We start from the raw sequence: 21690 nt of genomic DNA on the forward strand, positions 1-21690 counted from the left end.
TAGACATGTGGCAAGCGGGCAGCTGAGCAGACGCAGTTTCCTGGCTTCAGCAGATGGACCCTGTTGGGTAATTCAAATTGAAAATTGCGCCCTCATGTTTCAAAACAGGTCGGTAGCCCCGCGAGTTTCGAAGCCTGCGAGTGGCCCACGGTCCTCAAGGCGAGAATTCTAGAAGACGTTCAACAATGACCCAGCACGTACAAAACGCTCGAATTCTCATGTACAGCCACGACACGTTCGGGCTCGGCCATTTGCAGCGCTGCCGGACGATCGCGCATTCGCTGGTCGAAGATTTCCGCGGACTTCAGGTGCTTATCATTTCGGGTGCGACCATCGCCGGCGCCTTCGACTACCGCGCCCGTGTCGACTTCGTGAAGATCCCCAGCGTCATCAAGCTGCGCAACGGCGAATACACCTCGCTGGAAAAGCACATCGACCTGCATGAGACGCTGAGGATGCGCCAGTCGATCATCCGCCACACAGCCGAGACCTACCGGCCAGATATCTTCATCGTCGACAAGGAACCGCTCGGCCTGCGCGGTGAGATCGAGGACACGCTGTCCTATCTCAAGACGCGGGGCACCACGCTCGTGCTTGGCCTGCGCGAGGTGATGGACGCGCCGCATCTGCTCGAAGCAGAGTGGGCACGCAGGGACGTGATGCGCAAGATAGGCCTGTTCTACGACAAGATCTGGGTCTATGGTCCGCCGGATTTCTACGATCCGTTGACCGGCCTGGATGTGCCGTCGGCTGTCGGGGCAAAGATGAAATTCGTCGGTTTCCTGCAACGGAGCCTGCAGCGGAACGAGATGCCCGGCCACCGGCCCGAGGGCGACTATATCCTCGTCACCACCGGTGGCGGCGGTGACGGCGCCGACCTGATCCACGACGTCCTCGATGCCTATCAGCAGGATCCGCAATTGCAGCATAGGGCGCTGATCGTGCTTGGGCCTTACATGCCGGCGCGCAAGCGCAACAAGCTGCTGAAGAAGGGGGCCAAGATCCCCTATATCAAGATCATCGAGTTCGACAACCGCATGGAAGACCTGATTGCCGGCGCCAAGGCGGTCGTGGCGATGGGCGGCTACAACACCTATTGCGAGATCCTGTCTTTCGACAAGCCGGCGCTGATCGTGCCGCGCGTCAAGCCCCGCGAGGAACAGCTGATCCGCGCACGGCGCGCAGCCGAACTCGGCCTCATCGAGATGCTTTTGCCGGAAGAAGCCAAGGATTCCCAGCGGTTTGCCGATGCACTGAAGGTGTTGGCGGACCGGCCCCGCCCATCGCAGAGCAATCCGCATCTGACGCTGGAAGGGCTGCCTCATATTTCCGAAATCGTCGCGGAACTGCTCGAGCGGCGTGCCGGCCATCACCTTTCGGTCATTGAAGGCATGAACTGAGTTGCAACATCGCAAGATCGTCGTGGTTCTGAAAGGCTATCCGCGGCTGTCGGAAACCTTCATCGCGCAGGAACTGCTCGGTCTGGAGCGTGCGGGGTTCGACCTGATACTCTTCGCGCTCAGGCGGCCGACCGACGCAAAACGCCACCCCGTGCATGACGAGATCAAAGCGCCGGTCCACTATCTGCCGGAATATCTGCATGAAGAGCCGCTGCGCGTGGCTCGCTCGCTGTTTGCTCATCTGCTGCGACCGGGCTTCTGGCGCGCGCTCGGATCGCTGGCAACGGACATCCCCCGCGACTTTACGCGCAATCGCGCGCGCCGTTTCGGGCAAGCGCTCGTGCTGGCGGCCGAATGGCCGGAAGACGCGGGCTGGCTGCACGCACATTTCGCGCACACGCCGGCATCGGTGACGCGCTATGCCAGCCTGCTTCGTGGCCTGCCCTGGAGCTGCTCGGCCCATGCCAAGGACATCTGGACTTCGGCGGACTGGGATCTGGCCGGCAAGCTTTCCTCGGCGCGCTGGACGGTCACTTGCACGAAAACCGGCTTCGACCGTCTGACGAAACTCGCCAACGGCAACTCGTCCGTGCATCTGAGCTATCATGGGCTCGACCTTGATCGCTTCGGCAGTTTCGGCGCGGCGCGAAAACAGCATGACGGCTCGGCGTGGGACGAACCGGTCATAATCCTGAGTGTCGGGCGCGCCGTCGCGAAGAAGGGTTACGATACCTTGCTGGAGGCCCTTGCCCTTTTGCCCGGTGATCTGGCGTGGCGTTTCGAGCATATCGGCGGCGGCGAGGAACTGGAACGGCTCAAGGCGCTGGCACAAAAGCTCGGACTGGATGATCGCGTCGCCTGGAAAGGCGCGCTTGCGCAGGAGGAGGTGCTTGAGCACTACCGCTGCGCCGACATCTTCGCCCTGGCCTGCAGGATCACCGCAAATGGCGACCGGGACGGTCTGCCGAATGTCCTGGTGGAGGCGGCCAGCCAGCGGCTTGCCTGCGTGTCGACCGATATTTCCGGCGTGCCGGAGCTTCTGTCGCCTGAAGAAACCGGGCTGCTGGTTCCGACGGAAAACCCAATCGCCCTGGCACAGGCGCTGGAGCGCCTGATCCGTGATCCCGTGCTGCGTGCCCGCCTCGGCGACGCCGCGGAGCAGCGCGTACGTGGAGATTTCGATCATACGGCAAGCATCGGGCAGCTCAAGGACCTGTTCGAGCGGGAGTGGCGGGCCGCCGAATGAAGCGGCTGCGCGTCTTCTTCTATGTCCAGCACCTGCTCGGCATCGGCCATCTCGCGCGCGCCAGCCGCATTGCGGCGGCTCTGGCCGATGACGGGTTTGACGTCACCGTCGTGACTGGCGGAGCGCCGATCGCGGGGTTTCCGGGACCGGGTGTAAGATCTGTAACCCTGCCACCTGTCACCTCCGGCGATGAGGGATTTTCCGGACTTGTCGACCTGCAGGGCAAACCCATCGACGATGATTTCAAGAAACGGCGTTCGGAGATGCTGCTGCAGGCATTCCGGGAGTGCAGGCCTGATATCGTCATTGTCGAGGCGTTTCCATTTGGGCGCCGGCAGATGCGTTTCGAACTCTTGCCGCTGATCGAGGCCATCGACGCGACGTCGCCCAGACCGCTGCTGGCGACGTCCGTGCGTGATATTCTTCAGGAGCGCGTCAAGCCGGGCCGAAACGAGGAAACGGTCGATCTCATCAACAGGCATTTTGACCTTGTCATGGTCCACGGCGATCCGGGTTTCGCAACCATCGACAAGACATTTCCACTGGCTGAAGCGATCAGGGCCGAGGTCACCTACACAGGGCTCGTTGCCGCGCCGCCGTCGCCCGCAGCCTCCGAGCGCTTCGACGTTCTGGTGTCGGTTGGCGGCGGGGCTGCCGGAAAGAGCCTTGTCAGATCCACCATCGCCGCGGCGCGCAATACCAACAACGGTTGGAAATGGTGTTTGATCACCGGCCCAAACCTGCCGAAAGACGAGTTCGACGCGATCGCACGCGATGCCACGCCGGGCCTGTCCATCTTCCGGTTCCGCGAGGATTTCGCCAGCCTGCTGACCGGCGCCCGCCTGTCAGTCTCGCAGGCGGGTTACAACACGGTCTGCGATGTCCTGCGCGCGGGTTGTCGCTCCCTGCTCGTTCCATTTGCAGTCGGCGGGGAGACCGAACAGACGGTTCGCGCCCTGATGCTCGAAGACCTCGGTCTTGCAACGGTGCTGACGGAAAAGGACCTGACGCCTGAAGGTTTGGCGCAAGCGATCGAACAGGCGCTTGTGGGACCGACGCCATCCGCGCATCGTCTCGATCTGGAAGGCGCACGTCACTCGGCGCAAATCCTGCACGAGCGGTATCGAACCTGGTCTCTGAAACTGGGGACCGGTTTCCGAAAAGTTCATGATCAAACAGACGATGGATCCTAGAGCGGTTCATCTTTGCACGGAAACGCAGGACCGCCCTATCTCTTTGTTTTGACGCAAATTCCCTGAGGGAAAGCGCTACGCGCTATGCCATCAAACAGTTCCAATCAGCATGAAGCGCGTATAATTTTTTGTCGGCAGTTCGCCCGAGAACCGCACCTCCCGCAGCGCCGCCATGGCTTCGAAGGCTGCAAGTGAGGCCACGCAGTTGATGTGCGTCGGCTCGCTGAAATAATCGTTCGATTGCAGCAGTACAGTCGTGCCCGGCGGGAGCAGGGCAAGCCAGGCGCGCAGATCGGCTATGTGCTCGCAGCTCGTATTGACCGTCAGGTCGGGCCGCCCGGCCGCATAGTCGAGTGCGTACATATCCGCTGTGACCGCCCGGAACCGGTCGCCAGCTTCCCGGTTGAGGGTCCGGGCGACCGGCGCGACTTCGGGATCGATGTCGATGCTATCGACCGCCGCGACGTCGAAGCGAGCGTCGTTGAGAAGCATCGCCGGCAAGACGCCGTACCATCCACCCAGAACCCATATGCGGCCGAACCGGCCGCCGAAGCTTTCGAACAGCCTATCGCGCGCCCACATCTTGCAGGCGACCTGCTTGTGGTTGAAGGCATTGGCGATATCGGCCTCAGGATGCTTGGCGACGACGCGCGCCAGCCCTGCCACGAGAGGGCAGTTGACATAGGCAGCAATTCCCCGCGTGAGATCCAGGGCTTGCTCGTGCCAGTCCATGCCGGCATTGCGCGGTTGCGTAACATCCATCATATTCGTCTTGTATGTTGGGATTTCGGGCGACACAACGCAATCTTGCCTCCCGCAAGGCCGTTTGATTCGCGGACGTGATTATGCTGCAAGCCACTTCGCCATTGCCCGGTGCCGGAGAGAGCCTGTTGCGTCTGTCCGGACCATCGGCGTCGATCCGCCAGCGCCAGCCGCGCAACTGCGGCCTCGTGCTGGAACGCGCCGCCTCACAGGTTCCTTACATCGTCGAGCGCAGGACAATCTCCGTGCACTGCAGCTTCGAGCTTGTCGCTGGCGACGAAGAAATCGCCGATCCGCCATTCGCCAGCAGGTGCTCTTACATCCTGCATCCTTCCAACTGAAGGTCCACAGTCGCATATGGAACCCAGCCTAGCTCGCTACATCTGGACGCACACCAAGAAGCAGCAGGTCTGGATATTGATCATCGTCCTGCTTTCGATGATCCCGTATTTCATGTCCTTCGACCTGCCGAAGCTGATCGTCAACGGCCCGATCCAGGGTAGCGGCTTCGAGCAACCTGGCGCGACCCGGTCATTCATGAAGCTACACTACAACCTGCCGTTCATTGGAGAGGTCCAGTTCTTCTCCGGTTTTCAGCTCGACCGCAAGGAGACGCTGTTTGCCCTGAGCCTTGTGTTCCTCTTGCTGGTCGTCATCAACGGCTTGTTCAAACTCTACATCAACACCTACAAGGGCCGCCTCGGCGAACGCATGCTGCGGCGTATCCGCTTCGATCTGGTCGATCGTGTGCTGCGGTTTCCTCCGGTTTACTTCAAGCGAGTGAAATCCGCCGAAGTGGCGACCATGGTGAAGGACGAGGTGGAGCCGCTGGGCGGCTTCATCGGCGATGCCTTCCTGCAGCCAGTACTGCTCGGCGGCCAGGCATTGACGGCCATGCTGTTCATCATGGTCCAGAACGTCTGGCTCGGAATGATAGCGGTCGTGATCGTGGTGATCCAGATCGTGCTCATCCCGCGAATGCGGCGGCGGCTGATCGTGCTCGGGCGCGAGCGGCAGTTGACGGCGCGTGCGCTTTCGGGCCGGGTTGGCGAAATCGTCGACGGCATCGGCGCGGTTCACGTCCACGATACATCAAACTACGAGCGCGCCGACATAGCTGCCCGGCTCGGGCTCATCTTCAAGATCCGCTTCGACCTTTACCAATGGAAATTCATGGTGAAGTTCCTCAACAATTTTCTCGCGCAGCTCACGCCCTTTCTCTTCTACATGATCGGCGGGTATCTGGTCATTCAGGGGCGGCTGGACGTCGGCCAGCTCGTGGCCGTGATCAGCGCCTACAAGGACCTGCCCGGCCCGATGAAGGAACTGATCGACTGGGATCAGGCGCGGCAGGATGTCCAGGTCAAATATCAGCAGGTCGTTGAACAGTTCACCGTCGACGGTCTCATCGAGCCGAGAATCGGGGCATTGACGATCGAAGATCCCGGCCCGATGACCAACCCCCTGTCGGCGATCGGTGTGTCCATCGCGGACGATGGCGGTGCGATGCTGCTCGACCGTATCTCCCTCCAGGTCAAGCCGGGTGAGACGGTGGCGCTGGTCAGCACCGCAACAGGTGCCGCGGAGGCGCTTGCAGAAGCTTTCGCGCGGCTGAACTGGCCGGCCAGCGGGAAGGTCGCTTCGGGCGCCGATGACCTGCTTGAACTCCCCGAAGCAGTGACCGGCCGGCGCATGTCCTATGCCTCGTCGGATGTTTTCCTGTTCCAGGCAAGCCTTCGCGACAACCTGCTCTACGGGTTGAAGCATGCGCCGCTGACGCCGGTGACTTATGATGGCGCCGCGGCGGACCAGCACCGCTGGAACATGCATGAGGCGCGCCGGTCGGGCAATCCGGATCTTGATATCCAGAGCGACTGGATCAACTATGCTTCCGCCGGCGCTACCGGCCCGCACGACCTCTTTGAAGCCGTGCGTCGGGTGCTCGACGCGGTTGTCCTGTCGCGCGACATTCTGGATCTTGGCTTGCGCTCTTCGGCCAACCTCACGCGTCACACGGAGCTTGCCAGGCGGATCGTCGAACTGCGTGCGGCGCTGCGAACCCGGCTGGAACAGGAAGGGCTGAGCGGACTGGTGGTTCCTTTCGAACCCGGCGCCTACAACAAGGAAGCAACGATCGGCGAAAACCTGCTCTTCGGCGCTGCCGCCGGCCCCAAGCTGGCCGACAGGGCTCTGGCGGCCAATCCCTATTTTGCTTCCGTGTTGAAAGAAGCTGGCCTCGACCGCACGCTCTACGAAATGGGCATGGAGATCGCCGAACAGGCGATCGAGCTGTTTGCCGACCTGCCGCCCGATCACCAGTTCTTCCAGCAGCTCGCCTTCATGAGCGCCGAGGAGATACCCGCCTACGAAACCTTGCTGCAACGGCTCAAGAACCGTCCCCACGAGGCGGTTTCCGAGAACGACCGCGCCATGATCGTCACCTTGAGCTTTGCCTATATCGAGCCCCGCCACCGCTTCGGCCTGCTCAGCGACGAACTGATGAGCAAGATCGTCGCGGCACGCAACCGGTTCTATGAAAACCTGCCGCCCGAGCTGCAAGATGCGATCGAACGGTATGATCCCGCCAAATATATTGCCGCGGCCACCGTCATGGACAATGTCCTGTTCGGGCGTGTGGGCAACAGCCATCCCGACGCGCCGGACCGCATACGCTCCATCGTCTATGACATTCTTGACGAACTTGGGCTCTATGCCGAACTGCTGGATGTCGGCCTCGACTTCAACGTCGGCTCCGGCGGCAGGCGGCTGACCGGTGGACAGCGACAGAAGCTCGATGTTGCCCGGGCCCTGCTCAAGCGTCCCGATTTTCTCATTCTCAACCGGCCGCTGTCGGCGCTCGACCATCGCATGCAGGAGAAGGTGCTGCGAAACGTGCTCGAGGCAGCCAGGTGCGACGGCCATTCGCCGGCAATAGTGTGGGTCGTGACGAGTCCGGCAATGGCGGCGATGTTCGATCGCGTTGTCGTCTTCGACTCGGGTCAATTGGTGGAAGACGGAACACACGAGACACTTTTGGCAGGCAACGGTATCTTCAAGGAACTGCTGTCATAGAGGGATGGACATTCAGATGGGATCATTCTGCCGGTGGGAATTTGTCAGGCGGCATCGTCCGATCGCACGACATCAGGCTCGCCATCGCGTGGTTCGCTTCGCCATCCCGGAAACAGAATTGATTCCATCTGGGCGTTCGTTGCTCTAGTCTGGCAAACGCGAATTTTGGGAGGTTTGCGACAATGCTGCTCAAGGATGAAGTTGGAATGCTGCAACGCATTCCCCTGTTTTCCGGCATCGAGTCGACAAAGCTCAAGCTGCTTGCGTTCACATCCGACCGCGTGAGCTATAGCGCCGGCCAGATCCTTTTCCGGCAGGGCGACGAGGGAGACGCCGCCTATGTCATCCTTTCAGGTAGCGCGGATATTCTGGTCGATTCCGACAGCGGACCGATAAAAATTGCCGAAATGGTGCCAAATTCGATTGTTGGCGAGATCGCCATACTGTGCAACAGCTCGCGCACAGCCACCGTCAGAGCGGCCAGTCCGGTGGAAGCCCTGAGAATCCGCAAGGACCATTTCCTGAGGCTTATGCGGGAGTACCCGGAAATGACCATCGAGATATTGCGGGTTCTTGCCGACCGCCTAAGCCATACGACCGCGGATCTGATCGACGCACGAAGCGCTAAATAACGAATGGCGCGCATTCAATCCTCGCCGTCGCGATGGCACGGCCTCTGAGAGGGCCACCCGGAGAAAACCTGTCTCGCCTAGCAGCCGTTGTTTGGCTACGATGGGTGACGGGCAGTACGAAGGGCTAGCATGGACGACGATGTTTTCCTGGTCAGGTTTTGGGGGGTGCGCGGCAGCATTTCGGTATCGGGGCCAGAATTCTCCCGCTATGGCGGCAACACTATCTGCATCGAGATGCGATGCGGCAGGCATACGCTTCTGTTCGACGCGGGCTCTGGCCTACGGCCTGCCGGCGCGGCGCTTCGGGCGTCGGGCGTGTCCGATTTCGACCTGTTTTTCACCCATTGCCATTACGATCACATCATCGGGCTGCCGGTGTTTGCGCCGATCTATGACCGGAGCGTCAAGATTGCGCTTTGGTCCGGGCATCTTGCAGGACGCATGACGACCAGGCAGATGGTCGATGAGTTCATACGGCCGCCGTGGTTTCCGGTGACACTGGATATCTGCAAGGCAAGCCTCGACTACCACGATTTCGCATCCGGAGAGGTGCTTCGGCCGCGCAATGGGGTTGTGGTCCGAACCGGCAGCCTTGTCCATCCGGGCGGCTGCATAGGCTACCGGGTCGAATGGGGCGGCCGCGTCGTGGCGGTGATCACAGACACCGAGCACGAGCCGGACAAACTCGATCAGGCGGTGCTCAGCCTGATCGCAGATGCCGACCTCGTCATTTACGATTGCACCTACACCGAGGAGGAAATGGAACGCCGCCGCGGTCACGGGCACTCGACATGGCAACAGGGCGTCAAGCTCTGTGAGGCGGCCGGTGCGCGGGGGCTCGCCCTGTTTCACCACGATCCGACACGCACCGACGAGCAACTGGACGAGATCGAGAAACTGGCCAAAAAAAGGTTTGCCGGCGCTTTTGCCGCGCGCGATGGCCAGACGCTCAAATTCCCAGTCTCATTGCACAAGAAGCGCTGAGCTATTTTCCCTGCCGGCGCTGCGCCCGATCAATGTCCTGATCGGAAGCCATGCGCAGGCTTCAGTCCGCGCGGTGAGCGTGAACAGCCGTTCGAGGAAAAGCCAGGCCGATTCATCATGGACGAGATGGTGGGTGAGCAGGCCGACCGGTTCGCCGCCGTCGAGTGCATGCTGCAATTGCGCGACGATCGCCTGAACCAACAGGCCATGATCGTGGCAGCCGCGCGTGCCATGCCAATCCATGATGTCGACATTGCTGTTGATGACCGCCAGGGAAGCCGGCTTCGGCGGCCCATAGACCGACAATGCCGAAAATCCTATCGATCCAAGGTCGGATACCAGGCCGGCGTCGATCCTGTTCCAGGGTGGCACCAGCATCGGAACGGCACGTGCGCCGTGCAGGCCGGTCAGGCGCGACAGCCCGCGAGCCAGATCATCCATCACCGCCGCGCGTGGCCGATGCGCGCCGAGCTCCTGCTTTTTCTGGTCCCCGGGCGCATGATTTCGATGCGCCCAGCCATGGATGGCGACCGTGGCGTGCGGCGCCTCGTCGAGCCGGACGACAAGCTTCTCATCCGTCAGGGCCGGAATGACGGCCAGAGTGACCGGAACCGCGAATTCACCTGTGAGGTCGAGCAGCCGATCAAGCTCAGGCGTCGGCTCCACGGCGTCATCGTCGCGCAGCCAGAACTCCGCCTTGCTGCCCGCCCGTTGCCAGCGCGCCAGTTCTTCCACCAAGGGCTGCCAGATCCGATCGGGTGTCATGAAACGGGGATCCTCGAAAGAAGTTCGGCCAGACGCGCGGCAGCAGCACCGAGGGAGCGTTCTTCGAGGATGAAACGTCTGGCTTTTCCGGCCATGATGGTTCTTTCGTCGTTACGGGCCAGAAGCCTTTCGATGGCGGAAGCGAACGCCGCCACATCGCCCGGCGGGGTGAGAAACCCGGTCTGACCATCCCGCACGACCTCCGGCACGCCGGCGATGTTCTGAGCCACCACCGGAAGGCCGGCGGCCTGTGCTTCAAGATAGGCAACGCCATAGGCCTCGCCGTAGCCCGGCCAGACGTAGATTCCCCCCCTGTAGAGCACATCAGGCACGGCGGCCGGCTCGATCGCGCCAAGCCATTCGATACGGTTGGCCGGCAAGCCGGCGAATTGCGCTTTGACCTCGTCACGGGCGGGCCCGTCCCCTACGACCGACATGGTCCAGGGCAGGTGGCCGATCGGACCGAGCGCTTGCGCCAGCATGCGATAGCTTTCGACCTTGTCGCCCGGGCGCATCATGGCGACGGTAACCAGGCGCGTCGGACAACCCCGTGCCGGCTTTTCCCGGAATGCCGACGTCTCGATGAAGGGCGAAAGCATACCGAGAGCGGCGCCGGGAATCGCATCTGCCAGTCCTTGGCGATCCCTTTGCGTGAAGCAGATGTTCAGCACTGCCTGTTCGACGGCTCGCGCCACCAACGCTTGCGTGTCGGCCCACAAGCCGGCGTTGCGCCGCCTCGAATAGGAGGCTTCCGCGGTCACATAGGGGACGGCAAAGGCCGATGCCAGCTCGGGCCCGATCAGGTCGGGCGCCTTGTAGTAGGGATGATAGGAGAACCAGAGATCGGGCTTGCCGTGACGATCCCAAAGCTTGGTCAGCCGTGCGGCTTCCTCTCGGGCTTCGATCTTGAGCGCATCGAAACTTTTCGGCTCCGGCTCGCGTAAATAGAAGCGCAGTTCGGATGCCAGTTCGACGCTATGCCCTCCATGCTCCAGCGCCTTGACCAGCATCCGTGCCATCTGGCGGTCGCCGGAGGCAACGGGATGATTGGGCGACTTCAGCGGCGCGTAGAAGGCAATTCGCATCGCGCGACCCTATCATCGGAAAGTCTGCGCAAGTCAATTTCGTAGCATGATCGACTTCACCTTCAAGCAGTGGAATGTGCTATCTGATGGTCATGGAAACAGCTGTCGCGCCCGACCCGTTTGTCGCGTCCTTGCCGGTATTCGCAAAGTTCGAAAGCGTTGCCGATATCGACAATTATCGGCCTTTGCCGGATGGCTGGGCGCTGGCCACCGCCGACATCGTCGGCTCGACCAAGGCGATCGAGGCTGGGCGCTATAAGACCGTCAATATGGCCGGCGCCAGCGTCATCTCGGCGCTGCTCAATGCACTGGGCCGGCAAGATCTTCCCTTTGTCTTCGGCGGCGACGGCGCGCTCGTGGCATTTCCCGGCTCGGCGCTGGAGATCACCCGCAACGCGCTGGCGGCTGTCCAGAGATGGGTGGCGGACGAACTGGACCTGACCTTGCGTGCCGCGATCGTGCCGATAAAGGATGTAAGAGCGCACGGCTTCGACGTTCGCGTGGCGCGGTTCCAGGCCTCCGAAGCAGTCTTCTATGCCATGTTCGCCGGCGGTGGCGGCAGTTGGGCGGAAGCCGAGATGAAAGCGGGGCGCTACCGCATCGATCCTGCGCGGGCCGGCGCGCGGCCGGACCTGACCGGCCTCTCCTGCCGCTGGAACACAATCGAAGCCCGACATGGCGAAATCGTCTCGATCATAGCCATACCGGGGGCGTCGCGCGACTTGCGCGGTTTTCAGTTCCTGGCTTCCGACATCATCGCCCTTGCCGGCAGGCAGGAACGCGATGGCCACCCGGTGCCCGTGAACGGGCCGGGCTATAGTTTGCTGCCCGCCGGCCTCGATATCGAGGCGCGGGCCACGGCGCCGGCAGGATGGCGGTGGCTGTCGAAGCTGTGGATAGTGTTCCTGATGACGCTTACGGCTATCACCGATAGATATGGCTGGACGATCGGCCGTTTCGATCCGAAGGTCTACAAACGCGAGGTAGCCAGCAATTCGGATTTCCGGAAGTTCGATGACGGCTTGAAGATGACCATCGACGTTGACGCGGATGTGTTGCAACGGATTGAGAACCGGCTGAAACAGGCGGAAGAGGCAGGCATCTGCAACTATGGCCTGCACCGCCAGAAATCGGCCTTGATGACATGCCTCGTCGCCTCGCCGCTGCAGCGCGATCACCTTCATTTCATCGATGGCGCCGCCGGCGGCTATGCGATGGCTGCCGCAAGCCTGAAGGCGAAGGTGCCGGTCTGACGACGGCTTGCGGAAATCGTTTTTCCGCAATATGCCTCGGCCATGGGAGCGGACAGCCTGTCCGAATTGACGGGAAAGCAGATTCTTGGACGCCTCACAATCGACATATGACCGTCTTCTGAGCCGTATCTCGACGCGCACCGCGCAAGTCGGCGTGATCGGACTGGGCTATGTCGGTTTGCCGCTGGCGGTTGCGATCGCACGCGCCGGCTTCCCGGTTTCCGGCTTCGACATCGAAGCCCGGAAGGTCGAGAGCCTGAACGCCGGCCAATCCTACATCGAGGCGGTGACGTCGACAGCCCTTGCCGGCCAGGTGGCGAGCGGACGGTTCCGGGCCACTGCGGATTTTGCCGAACTGGCGGTCTGCGATGTCATCATCATCTGCGTCCCGACACCGCTGACGAAACACCGCGAGCCGGACCTCTCCTTCGTCAGGGACACCGCAGCCACCATCGCCAAGCATCTGCGTCTCGGCCAGATGATCGTGCTGGAATCGACCACCTATCCCGGCACGACCGACGACGTGATCAAGCCCATATTGGAAGAAACCGGGTTGCTGTCGAAGACGGACTTCTTCCTCGGCTTCTCGCCCGAACGAGAGGATCCCGGCAACCGCAGCTTTGAGGTCGCGACGATCCCCAAGATCGTGGCAGGCGACGGCATTGAAGCGGCGACGCTCGTGCAGGCTTTCTACCAGGGCGTGGTCAAGACCGTCGTTCCGGTTTCCACCACGGCGACCGCCGAGGCGGTCAAGCTGACGGAAAACATCTTCCGCTCGGTCAACATAGCCCTCGTCAACGAGTTGAAGGTCGTGTTCGGTGCGATGGGCATCGACATATGGGAGGTGATCGAGGCGGCAAAGAGCAAGCCCTTCGGTTACATGCCTTTTTATCCTGGCCCCGGACTTGGCGGGCACTGCGTTCCGATCGATCCCTTCTACCTGACGTGGAAGGCGCGCGAATACGAACTGCCGACCCGCTTCATCGAACTGGCGGCGGAGATCAACACGGCTATGCCGCGTCATGTTGTCGATGAACTGGCGAAGGCGCTGGACCGGCGCTGCGGCAAGGCGCTCAGCCGCTCGCGCATTCTCATCATCGGGCTCGCTTATAAGAAGAATGTGCCCGACATCCGCGAAAGCCCCTCATTGCGGCTCATTGAACTCATCGAGGAATGGGGCGGCAAGGCGGAATTCCACGATCCGCATGTGGCTGAGATTCCCAGCACACGGGAGCATATGGCGATCAAGGGGCGTCGCTCGGTCGAATTGACCGAGGCGGCCTTGAAGGATTTCGATGCTGTGGTCGTTGCAACCGACCACGATGCGATCGACTATCAGGCGATCGCCGATCACGCTCTGCTGATCGTCGACACGCGCAATGTTTTTGGCCGCCTCGGGCTAGCCCGAGAAACGGTGGTGAAGGCCTGACGGCGTCTTGCCGGCGAATTTTTTCGACCGATGTCAGGATCGTGGTTGCACTCCGCCGGCAGCCTCGCCACATGATGGCGCAACAGATAGATGCAGTTACGCCCGCCCCTTGCCTGCAAAGACAGTCATTCGGGAAATTCTTCGCCGGGTTTTTCCGCCGAAGCCGGCTTTATTGACTTCGGGGGTCTTATCCTTGGATCATTGGCGGACTGTGTTGTGGCGGATCAAAGGAGTGGCCCATCTTGGACGGGTTTGGAGACAGCATGAGCACAGAAATTTCCACCATCCTCGTGGATAAGGTTGCCGATTGGCTGACCCAATCGGCGCTGGCCGGCAATGACCTGGAAACATTGGTAAACGGCTTTTGTGAACGGCTGGCGGCCGCCGGCCTGCCGCTGAAGCGGGTGCATTTGAGCTTTTCGATGCTTCATCCGCTTTATGACGCGCTTGGCTTCACCTGGTTTCGCGGCCAGGGCATCGAAGTGGAAGGCTTCCGCAAGGAGGGCGGCGTGCTGTCCGACAGGTTCCTGACCAGCCCATACTACCATCTGCTCAGCAACAAGCTCGACCATCTGCGGCGCCGGTTCGACCCGTCGGTGCCGTCGGAGTTTCCTGTTTTTGATGAACTCAGGCTTATGGGCGTCACCGATTACATGGCTTTCGTCCATCCCTTCAGCGGCAACACCACGCAGGGCATGATGGGGTCTTGGTCGACCGACAGTGCTGCCGGCTTCAGCGACAGCATGATTTCGGCGCTGCTGCGCATCCAGAACCATCTCGCTATCGCAACCAAGATGGCGGTCCTCACCAAGCTCGCCGACAACATGATGACCACTTATCTCGGCGGCGACGCCGGCAGGCGCGTGCTGGACGGCCAGATCAAGCGCGGCGAGGGCGATACAATCCGGGCCGCCCTGGTCATGGCCGATATGCGCGGGTCGTCAAGGCTTGCCGAAACCTCCGGCCGCGAAATCTATATCGATACCCTGAACCAGTTTTTCGACGCCGTTGCCGCACCTTTCAATCGCAAAGGCGGGCAGATCATGAGTTTCATAGGGGATGGCTTCATTGCGGTCTACCCTTGCGAAAGGCACCGCTCGCAGTCCGAGATCGCCTGCCAGGCAGCTCTTGCGGCAGCGCACAAGGCCAGCGCGCGCATGATGGATCTCAATCTGCGCAGGAAACAGCAGGGGTTGAGCGACATAGGCTTTGGTATCGGCCTGCATGTCGGCAATGTGATGTTCGGCAATGTCGGCCTTACCGACCGGCTGACATTCTCTGTCTTCGGCTCTGCTGTAAACGAGGTCCAGCGCCTCCAGACGCTGACCAAGAAATATCCGCACAGCGTTCTCGCCAGCAAAGACTTCGCCAGCTATTGCGGCACCAACAGCTGGCTGACGCTCGGTAACGAGGAACTGGCGGGCATCAAGAAGCTGACGGTGCTTTCACCCGATCTGTCGGGCGCTCTCGCGCTTGATGAAGACAGTGCGATGGAGCCGATTCACGATCGGATATCGGACGCCGAGCAGGTCATGCTGCTTCATCGCGATGCCGCCCGGCTGTCGGCGGGCGACCGACGGAAGCTCCAGTAACCGCCACGATCTGATCCGAACGCTTTTGGTCTGCAGTCCGGTCGCCGGTTCCGTCAGGGAACTGGCGACCGTTTAGAATCCAAGTTGCTCTAGGCTGGCAATGCGCTAGTCTCGCTTTTCTGGGCCTGAGCCAGGCAGGCCGCCAGAGTGGGGCTGGTGTGAGAATGAATTCGGGTATGAATTCGGGTGTTGACTTGCTGCGGATCGAAGATGTTGGCATCTCTTTTGCCATTATCGGTGGACCGTTGCATGCCGTCAGGCGTGCGAATCTTCGCGTCCTACCAGGCAAGGTTACCGCGCTTGTGGGCGAGTCCGGTTCGGGAAAATCGGTTCTCAGCCAGGCCGTGATGGGCATCTTGCCGAAGACTGCCCATGTTCGCGGCCGTATCCTGTTTTCCGATCCTGAAAAGCCCGGCACAACGCAGGATATCCTGCAGATGCCGCGTGACGGGCCCGAAATTCGGGCATTGAGAGGCAGCCGCATCGGCAAGATCTTCCAGGAGCCGATGACGTCGCTGTCGCCGCTGCACACGATCGGCAACCAGGTCAGCGAATCCCTGCAGATTCATACGCCCATGGCTCGGGCGGAGCGCAAGGCGCGGACCGAGGAAATGCTCGGCCTTGTCGGGTTTCCCAATCCCAAGCGAGCCTATGACATGTATCCGTTTGAACTTTCGGGAGGATTGCGTCAGCGCGCCATGATCGCCATGGCGCTTATCTGCCGGCCGGCGTTGCTGATCGCCGACGAGCCGACCACGGCGTTGGACGTCACCATCCAGGCGCAAATCCTGCAGTTGCTGCGCGAGCTTCAGACCAAGCTGAACATGGCGATGCTGCTGATCACGCACGACCTCGGCGTGGTCGCCAATGTCGCCGACGAGGTGGTGGTCATCTACCATGGCGAGATCATGGAAGCGGGACCTGTCGAGGCGATATTCCGCCGGCCAGGTCACCCTTACCTGAAGGGCCTGATGGCAGCCGTTCCGCATTTCGACCTGAAGCCTGGCGAAAGGCTAAAGGCGCTCCGCGAGGTGCCGGTGAATGTCGAGAACCTGCTTGGCAAGCAGACGGCGCCGACGTCGAAGGGGCCAGACGACATCCTGCTGTCGGTCAGGGATCTCACGAAGACCTTCACCACCCGCAAGTCCGGATGGTTCAGCGGGGGTCATCAAACCTCCGTTCGCGCCGTGGACGGCGTGAGCTTCGATATCAGGCGGGGTGAGTGCCTGGGTCTGGTCGGCGAAAGCGGCTCCGGCAAAACCACCGTCAGCAAAATCCTCATGCGGGCTGTCACCCCCAGTGGCGGCTCGGTGATCTTCAACGGCCGCGAGGGACCGATCGAGGTCCTGGAAGCCGAGGGAAACGCCCTGCGCATGCTGCGCGCGAAAATCCAGATGGTCTTCCAGGATCCGGTTTCGTCGCTTTCACCGCGCATGACGGTGGAGAACATCTTGAGCGAGCCGCTGGAAATCCATCAACGTGGCAATGCCGCGTCCCGACTCGCCACGGTCAAGAGCCTGATGCAGGCAATCGGGCTCGATCCGCGCTTCATCAAGCGTTATCCGCACAGTTTCTCTGGCGGGCAGCGCCAGCGTATCGGCATCGCGCGGGCGTTGGCGCTGGGGCCTGAACTCCTTATCTGCGACGAGCCGGTTTCGGCGCTCGATGTCTCTGTCCAGGCACAGATCCTGAACCTTCTGAAGGACCTGCAGAAGGAACTGGGCCTGACCTACCTGTTCATATCCCACAATCTGGCAGTGGTGGACTACATGGCAGACCGCATCGCGGTGATGTGCGGCGGGCGTATCGTCGAGCTTGCGCCGCGCGAAATTCTGCTTCGGAAACCGGTCCACCCCTACACGCGCTCACTGGTCGCCGCAGTGCCTTTCCCCGATCTCGACAGGCCGATGGATTTCAAGACGCTGAAGCTCAGCGGTGCATCCGACACCAGCGCGTGGGGACCGCAATTCCGCGACGAGGGCGAGGAGGATGTGCTGTCGCCGCTCGATCTTGGCGGCGGCCACCTGGTGCTGGCCCGACGTTCGGCCGATGTCAGCGAGCTACGCCATTGATCAGCCGGCGCACCATCCTTGGCCTCATGGCTTCGGCATTTCTGCCGGGCACGTCGCGCGCCGGCGATCTGGAGCCGGAATTTCTTCAGCCGGAGCTGAAGGCCAGGGCGCTGCCGGCACTCGCCGAACGCCTGCCCAAGAGCCCACGCGCGGTGAATCTCGCTGCGATGGGCCGGCAGCCCGGCCAGTATGGCGGCACGCTGCGTACGATCATCGGCAGCCAGAAAGATATCCGGATGATGACGATCTACGGGTATGCCCGCCTGGTCGGCTATGACGAAAAGCTCAACATGCAAGCCGACATTCTCGAAAGTTTCGACGTGGCGGATGATCGTGTCTTCACTTTCAAGATACGGGAAGGGCACAAATGGTCTGACGGTAGCCTGCTGACGCCGGAGGATTTTCGCTATTGCTGGGAAGATGTCTGGCTGAACGATGAGCTTTCGCAAGGCGGGCTTGCCCCGGCCCTGATGGCGGACGGCAAGCCGCCACGTTTCGAGATCGTCGATCCGTTGACGGTCCGCTACAGTTGGGATGCACCCAATCCCGACTTCCTGCCCAAGCTCGCCGCTGCTGCGCCGCTATCGCTTGTTCTGCCGGCCGCCTATCTCAAGCAGTTCCACAAGAAATACCAGGATCCGTTCCGGCTCGCCGGCCTCATGAAGGAGAACCGGGCCCGGAAATGGACGCTCCTGCATATCCGCATGTCACGGCAGTATCGCCCGGAGAACCCGGAACTGCCGACGCTCGATCCCTGGCAGAACCGGACCAAGCCGCCGGCTGAGCAGTTCGTCTTCGAGCGCAATCCGTTCTTTCATCGAATAGACGAGAATGGCCGGCAACTGCCCTATGTTGACCGGATTGTCATGAACGTCAGCTCGTCGACGATCATTTCCGCCAAGACCGGTGCGGGCGAGAGCGACCTGCAAAGCCTGGGAATTGACTTCACCGATTACTCCTTCCTGAAGGATGCGGAGAAGCGCTACCCGGTGAAGATGCATCTGTGGAAACGCACACAGGGTTCGCGGTTGGCGCTGCTGCCCAATCTGAATTGTGCTGACCTGGTGTGGCGTGGCCTTTTCCGTGATGTGCGCGTGCGCCGCGCACTTTCGCTGGCTGTGGACAGGCGCGAGATCAATTTGGCTGTGTTCTACGGGTTGGCGCAGGAAAGTGCCGATACGGTGCTGCCGGAGAGCCCGCTCTTCCGGCCGGAATTCGCGAAAGCCTGGGTCGCCCATGATCCCGACCAGGCCAATGCCCTGCTCGACGAGGCCGGGCTTCAGAAGCGTGGCGATGACGGGGTGCGGATACTTCCCGATGGACGCCCGGCGCAAATCATCGTGGAAACGGCCGGCGAAAGCACGCTGGAAACCGACGCGCTCGAACTCATCACCGATCACTGGCGCAAGATCGGCATCGCCCTGTTCATCCGGACTTCGCAGCGCGACATTTTCCGCAGCCGCGCGGTTGGCGGCCAGATCATGATGTCGATGTGGTCGGGCATCGACAATGGCGTGCCGACCCCCGATATGAACCCGTACCAGCTGGCCCCCACCATCGACGATCAGCTGCAATGGCCGCTCTGGGGTGCTCACTATTTGTCTCATGGCAAGATGGGTGAGGCGCCCGATCTTCCGCCTGTGGTCGAGTTGATGGCTTTACTCGCGCGCTGGAACGCATCGACCGAAAGCACGGAGCGCGCCGAAATCTGGACTTCAATGCTGTCGATCTATACCGATCAGGTGTTTTCGATCGGCACGGTGAACGGGACGCATCAGCCGGTTCTGGCATCCTCGCGGCTGCGCAATCTGCCTGACAAGGCGCTCTACGGCTACGACCCGACTTCCTATTTCGGTGTCTATATGCCGGATACATTCTGGCTTGGAGAGTCCTGAGCGTGTTTCGATATCTTGTCTGGCGTATCGCTGTGATGGTTCCAACGCTGCTGATCATATCGGCGCTGGTGTTCACGATCATCGAACTTCCCCCAGGCGACTATTTCGACAGCTATGTTGCCGAGCTTCGGGCTCAGGGCGAAGCGGTAGATTCCGACCGCATCGAGATGATGCGCAAGGAATATGGTTTCGACAAACCGGTGGTCGTTCGCTACTTCTACTGGGTCGGCGGGATGCTGCAGGGCGATTTCGGCTATTCCTTCGAATATGAGCTGCCGGTTCGCGACGTCGTCGGGGACCGAATGTGGCTGACCGTGCTGGTTTCCTTCGTCACAATCATCTTCACCTGGCTCATCGCCTTTCCGATCGGCATGTACTCCGCCACGCACCAATATAGCTGGGGCGACTACGGCCTGACTTTCTTCGGCCTTCTCGGCCTTGCCATTCCGAATTTCATGCTGGCGCTGATCCTGATGTATTTCGCCAACATCTGGTTCGGCACATCCATTGGCCATCTCATGGACCAGCAATATCTCGGCGAGCCGATGAGCTGGGCCAAGGCGAAGTCGATCCTCGCCCATCTCTGGATCCCGGTCCTGATCATCGGCACCGGGGGCACGGCAAGCATGATCCGGCGGTTGCGCGCCAATCTGCTCGATGAGCTACACAAGCAATATGTGGTGACCGCACGCGCCAAAGGCCTTCATCCCTTCAAGGCGCTGGTCAAATATCCGCTGCGCATGGCGCTCAATTTCTTCATTTCCGACATCGGCTCTATCCTGCCGGCCATCATCTCCGGCGCCGAAATCACGGCGATCGTGCTGTCTTTGGAAACGACCGGGCCGATGCTGATCAAGGCGTTGCAAAGCCAGGACATGTATCTGGCAGGGTCGTTCCTGATGTTCCTGGCCTTCCTGACGGTCATCGGCGTCCTGATTTCCGACCTGGCGCTGGCGCTGCTTGATCCACGAATTCGTTTGCAGGGCGGTAGCACCAAATGAACACGCATTCGCCGCTGCCCGCTCCGGGTGCTCCACTGCAACACTACGTTTCCACCGCGCCCCTTGACCTGCAGTCGGTCGAGGCGATGACGCCGGAGCAGTCGAAGGTCTTCCAGGCGTCGCAGTTGCGGTTGATGTGGTGGAAATTCCGAAACCACCGGCTTGCCCTTGTATCCGGCATATTCCTGGCAGTGCTTTATTCCGGGATACTGATCTGCGAGTTCCTGGCGCCCTACAATCTGCACACGCGCAACATGGACTACATCTATGCGCCGCCGCAGCGGGTGCGCCTGTTCCACAACGGCGAGTTCGTCGGGCCGTTCGTCTATGGCCGCCAGATGACGCTGGATATGGACACGCTCAAGCGGAACTACATCGAGAACCAGGATGATGTTCAGCGGCTCCGTTTCTTCTGCAGGGGCGACAGTTACCTGTTCTGGGGCCTGATCGAAGGTGACAGGCATTTGGTCTGCCCTGCCGAAAACGGCCAGCTCTTCCTGGCCGGCACCGACAGGCTGGGGCGCGATGTGCTCTCGCGCATCATCTATGGCGCACGCATTTCGCTGACGATCGGCCTCGTCGGCATCAGTTTCAGCTTCCTGCTCGGCATCGTCATCGGCGGACTGGCGGGCTATCACGGCGGTATCTTCGACCTGATCGTTCAACGGATCATCGAAGTTCTGCAATCGATCCCCAGCATTCCGCTATGGCTGGCTCTGGCGGCGATCATGCCGATAACCTGGAGTCCGGCGGTGATCTATTTCGGCATCACCGTCATCCTCGGGCTGCTCGACTGGACCGGACTGGCGCGGGCAGTGCGTTCAAAACTTCTGGCCTTGCGCGAGGAGGATTACGTTCTGGCCGCGCAATTGATGGGCGCCAATAGCAGCCGCATCATCGGGCGGCACCTCATTCCCGGCTTCATGTCGCATCTGATCGCGACGGCGACGCTCTCCATACCCAGCATGATCCTGGGCGAGACGGCGCTGAGCTTCCTTGGGCTTGGCCTGAGGGCGCCGATAACCAGCTGGGGCATCCTGCTCACCGAGGCGCGCAGCGTCAACGTGATCGCGTTCTATCCTTGGCTGCTTTTGCCGATGCTCCCCGTCGTTCTCGTCATCATGGCGTTCAACTTCCTCGGCGATGGCTTGCGGGACGCCGCGGACCCCTACAAGTGAGATCGCTATTCCGCCGCGCGCCGTGCCGCCTGCTCCACCCCGGTATGATCCTTGCCGGCGGCCTGTCCGGTTGTTGCAATGTTTGCCGTTCGCCTCTATACGCGGCGAAATTCGATCGGGGTTCAACACGT

17 protein-coding genes are annotated in these 21690 nt (G+C 61.1%); 14 read left to right on the forward strand and 3 right to left on the reverse strand.

The genetic code is table 11. From position 1 onward, the window contains the following. The first annotated feature begins 185 nt into the window (after window positions 1-185). Genes AC07FD_RS34900 through AC07FD_RS34910 form a run of 3 tightly spaced genes read left to right on the forward strand, consistent with a single transcriptional unit; the run spans window position 186 to window position 3839 of the window. Window positions 186-1400 (forward strand): glycosyltransferase family protein, encoded by a 1215-nt coding sequence (locus tag AC07FD_RS34900; RefSeq protein ID WP_478353513.1) that lies wholly within the window; start codon window positions 186-188, stop codon window positions 1398-1400. Window position 1401: 1 nt separating this feature from the next. Next, window positions 1402-2646: a glycosyltransferase family 4 protein gene (locus AC07FD_RS34905; protein ID WP_478353514.1), complete on the forward strand. Its 1245-nt coding sequence runs from the start codon at window positions 1402-1404 to the stop codon at window positions 2644-2646. Continuing rightward, window positions 2643-3839, forward strand: coding sequence for a glycosyltransferase family protein (locus AC07FD_RS34910; RefSeq protein WP_478353515.1), 1197 nt, complete (start codon window positions 2643-2645; stop codon window positions 3837-3839). Before AC07FD_RS34905 ends, AC07FD_RS34910 begins: the two co-directional genes overlap by 4 nt. A gap of 90 nt (window positions 3840-3929) precedes the next feature. On the opposite strand, the gene AC07FD_RS34915 is transcribed toward AC07FD_RS34910, so the two are convergent. Next, on the reverse strand, window positions 3930-4601 hold the full coding sequence (locus AC07FD_RS34915) for a class I SAM-dependent methyltransferase (protein WP_478353516.1): 672 nt from the start codon (window positions 4599-4601) through the stop codon (window positions 3930-3932). An 83-nt stretch (window positions 4602-4684) separates the two neighbouring features. Between AC07FD_RS34915 and AC07FD_RS34920 the strand changes: the two genes are divergently transcribed. From AC07FD_RS34920 to AC07FD_RS34935, 4 genes are all read left to right on the forward strand, one after another. Continuing rightward, complete coding sequence (locus AC07FD_RS34920) at window positions 4685-4942, forward strand: hypothetical protein (protein ID WP_478353517.1); 258 nt, start codon at window positions 4685-4687, stop codon at window positions 4940-4942. Between the two features lie 16 nt (window positions 4943-4958). Beyond that, complete coding sequence (locus AC07FD_RS34925) at window positions 4959-7673, forward strand: ABC transporter transmembrane domain-containing protein (protein ID WP_478353518.1); 2715 nt, start codon at window positions 4959-4961, stop codon at window positions 7671-7673. Between the two features lie 182 nt (window positions 7674-7855). Then, on the forward strand, window positions 7856-8305 hold the full coding sequence (locus tag AC07FD_RS34930; RefSeq protein ID WP_095083929.1) for a cyclic nucleotide-binding domain-containing protein: 450 nt from the start codon (window positions 7856-7858) through the stop codon (window positions 8303-8305). 129 nt (window positions 8306-8434) lie between these two features. Beyond that, a complete protein-coding gene (locus tag AC07FD_RS34935; RefSeq protein ID WP_478353519.1) occupies window positions 8435-9289 on the forward strand; it encodes an MBL fold metallo-hydrolase in 855 nt (284 codons plus the stop codon). Here the strand turns inward: AC07FD_RS34935 and AC07FD_RS34940 are convergent. Both AC07FD_RS34940 and AC07FD_RS34945 read right to left on the reverse strand, forming a co-directional pair. Then, window positions 9269-10054 (reverse strand): polysaccharide deacetylase family protein, encoded by a 786-nt coding sequence (locus AC07FD_RS34940; protein WP_478353520.1) that lies wholly within the window; start codon window positions 10052-10054, stop codon window positions 9269-9271. The genes AC07FD_RS34935 and AC07FD_RS34940 overlap by 21 nt on opposite strands. After that, window positions 10051-11139: a glycosyltransferase family 4 protein gene (locus AC07FD_RS34945; protein WP_478353521.1), complete on the reverse strand. Its 1089-nt coding sequence runs from the start codon at window positions 11137-11139 to the stop codon at window positions 10051-10053. The genes AC07FD_RS34940 and AC07FD_RS34945 overlap by 4 nt, the downstream gene beginning before the upstream one ends. A gap of 74 nt (window positions 11140-11213) precedes the next feature. Between AC07FD_RS34945 and AC07FD_RS34950 the strand changes: the two genes are divergently transcribed. From AC07FD_RS34950 to AC07FD_RS34980, 7 genes are all read left to right on the forward strand, one after another. Beyond that, window positions 11214-12392, forward strand: a complete 1179-nt coding sequence (locus tag AC07FD_RS34950; RefSeq protein WP_478353522.1) for a DUF3095 domain-containing protein — start codon at window positions 11214-11216, stop codon at window positions 12390-12392. Between the two features lie 85 nt (window positions 12393-12477). Beyond that, a complete protein-coding gene (locus tag AC07FD_RS34955; protein ID WP_478353523.1) occupies window positions 12478-13821 on the forward strand; it encodes a nucleotide sugar dehydrogenase in 1344 nt (447 codons plus the stop codon). A gap of 263 nt (window positions 13822-14084) precedes the next feature. Continuing rightward, window positions 14085-15413 (forward strand): adenylate/guanylate cyclase domain-containing protein, encoded by a 1329-nt coding sequence (locus tag AC07FD_RS34960; RefSeq protein WP_478353524.1) that lies wholly within the window; start codon window positions 14085-14087, stop codon window positions 15411-15413. Between the two features lie 176 nt (window positions 15414-15589). Next, the gene (locus tag AC07FD_RS34965) at window positions 15590-17485 is read left to right on the forward strand and encodes an ABC transporter ATP-binding protein (RefSeq protein WP_478353525.1); all 1896 of its coding nucleotides are present in this window, start codon (window positions 15590-15592) and stop codon (window positions 17483-17485) included. Further along, on the forward strand, window positions 17482-19380 hold the full coding sequence (locus tag AC07FD_RS34970) for an ABC transporter substrate-binding protein (protein WP_478353526.1): 1899 nt from the start codon (window positions 17482-17484) through the stop codon (window positions 19378-19380). The genes AC07FD_RS34965 and AC07FD_RS34970 overlap by 4 nt, the downstream gene beginning before the upstream one ends. Before the next feature lie 2 nt (window positions 19381-19382). Next, window positions 19383-20381, forward strand: a complete 999-nt coding sequence (locus tag AC07FD_RS34975) for an ABC transporter permease (protein ID WP_457155012.1) — start codon at window positions 19383-19385, stop codon at window positions 20379-20381. Next, window positions 20378-21559, forward strand: a complete 1182-nt coding sequence (locus AC07FD_RS34980) for an ABC transporter permease (RefSeq protein WP_478353527.1) — start codon at window positions 20378-20380, stop codon at window positions 21557-21559. Before AC07FD_RS34975 ends, AC07FD_RS34980 begins: the two co-directional genes overlap by 4 nt. Window positions 21560-21690 lie beyond the last annotated feature (131 nt).

The organism is Mesorhizobium waitakense, from assembly GCF_056431085.1.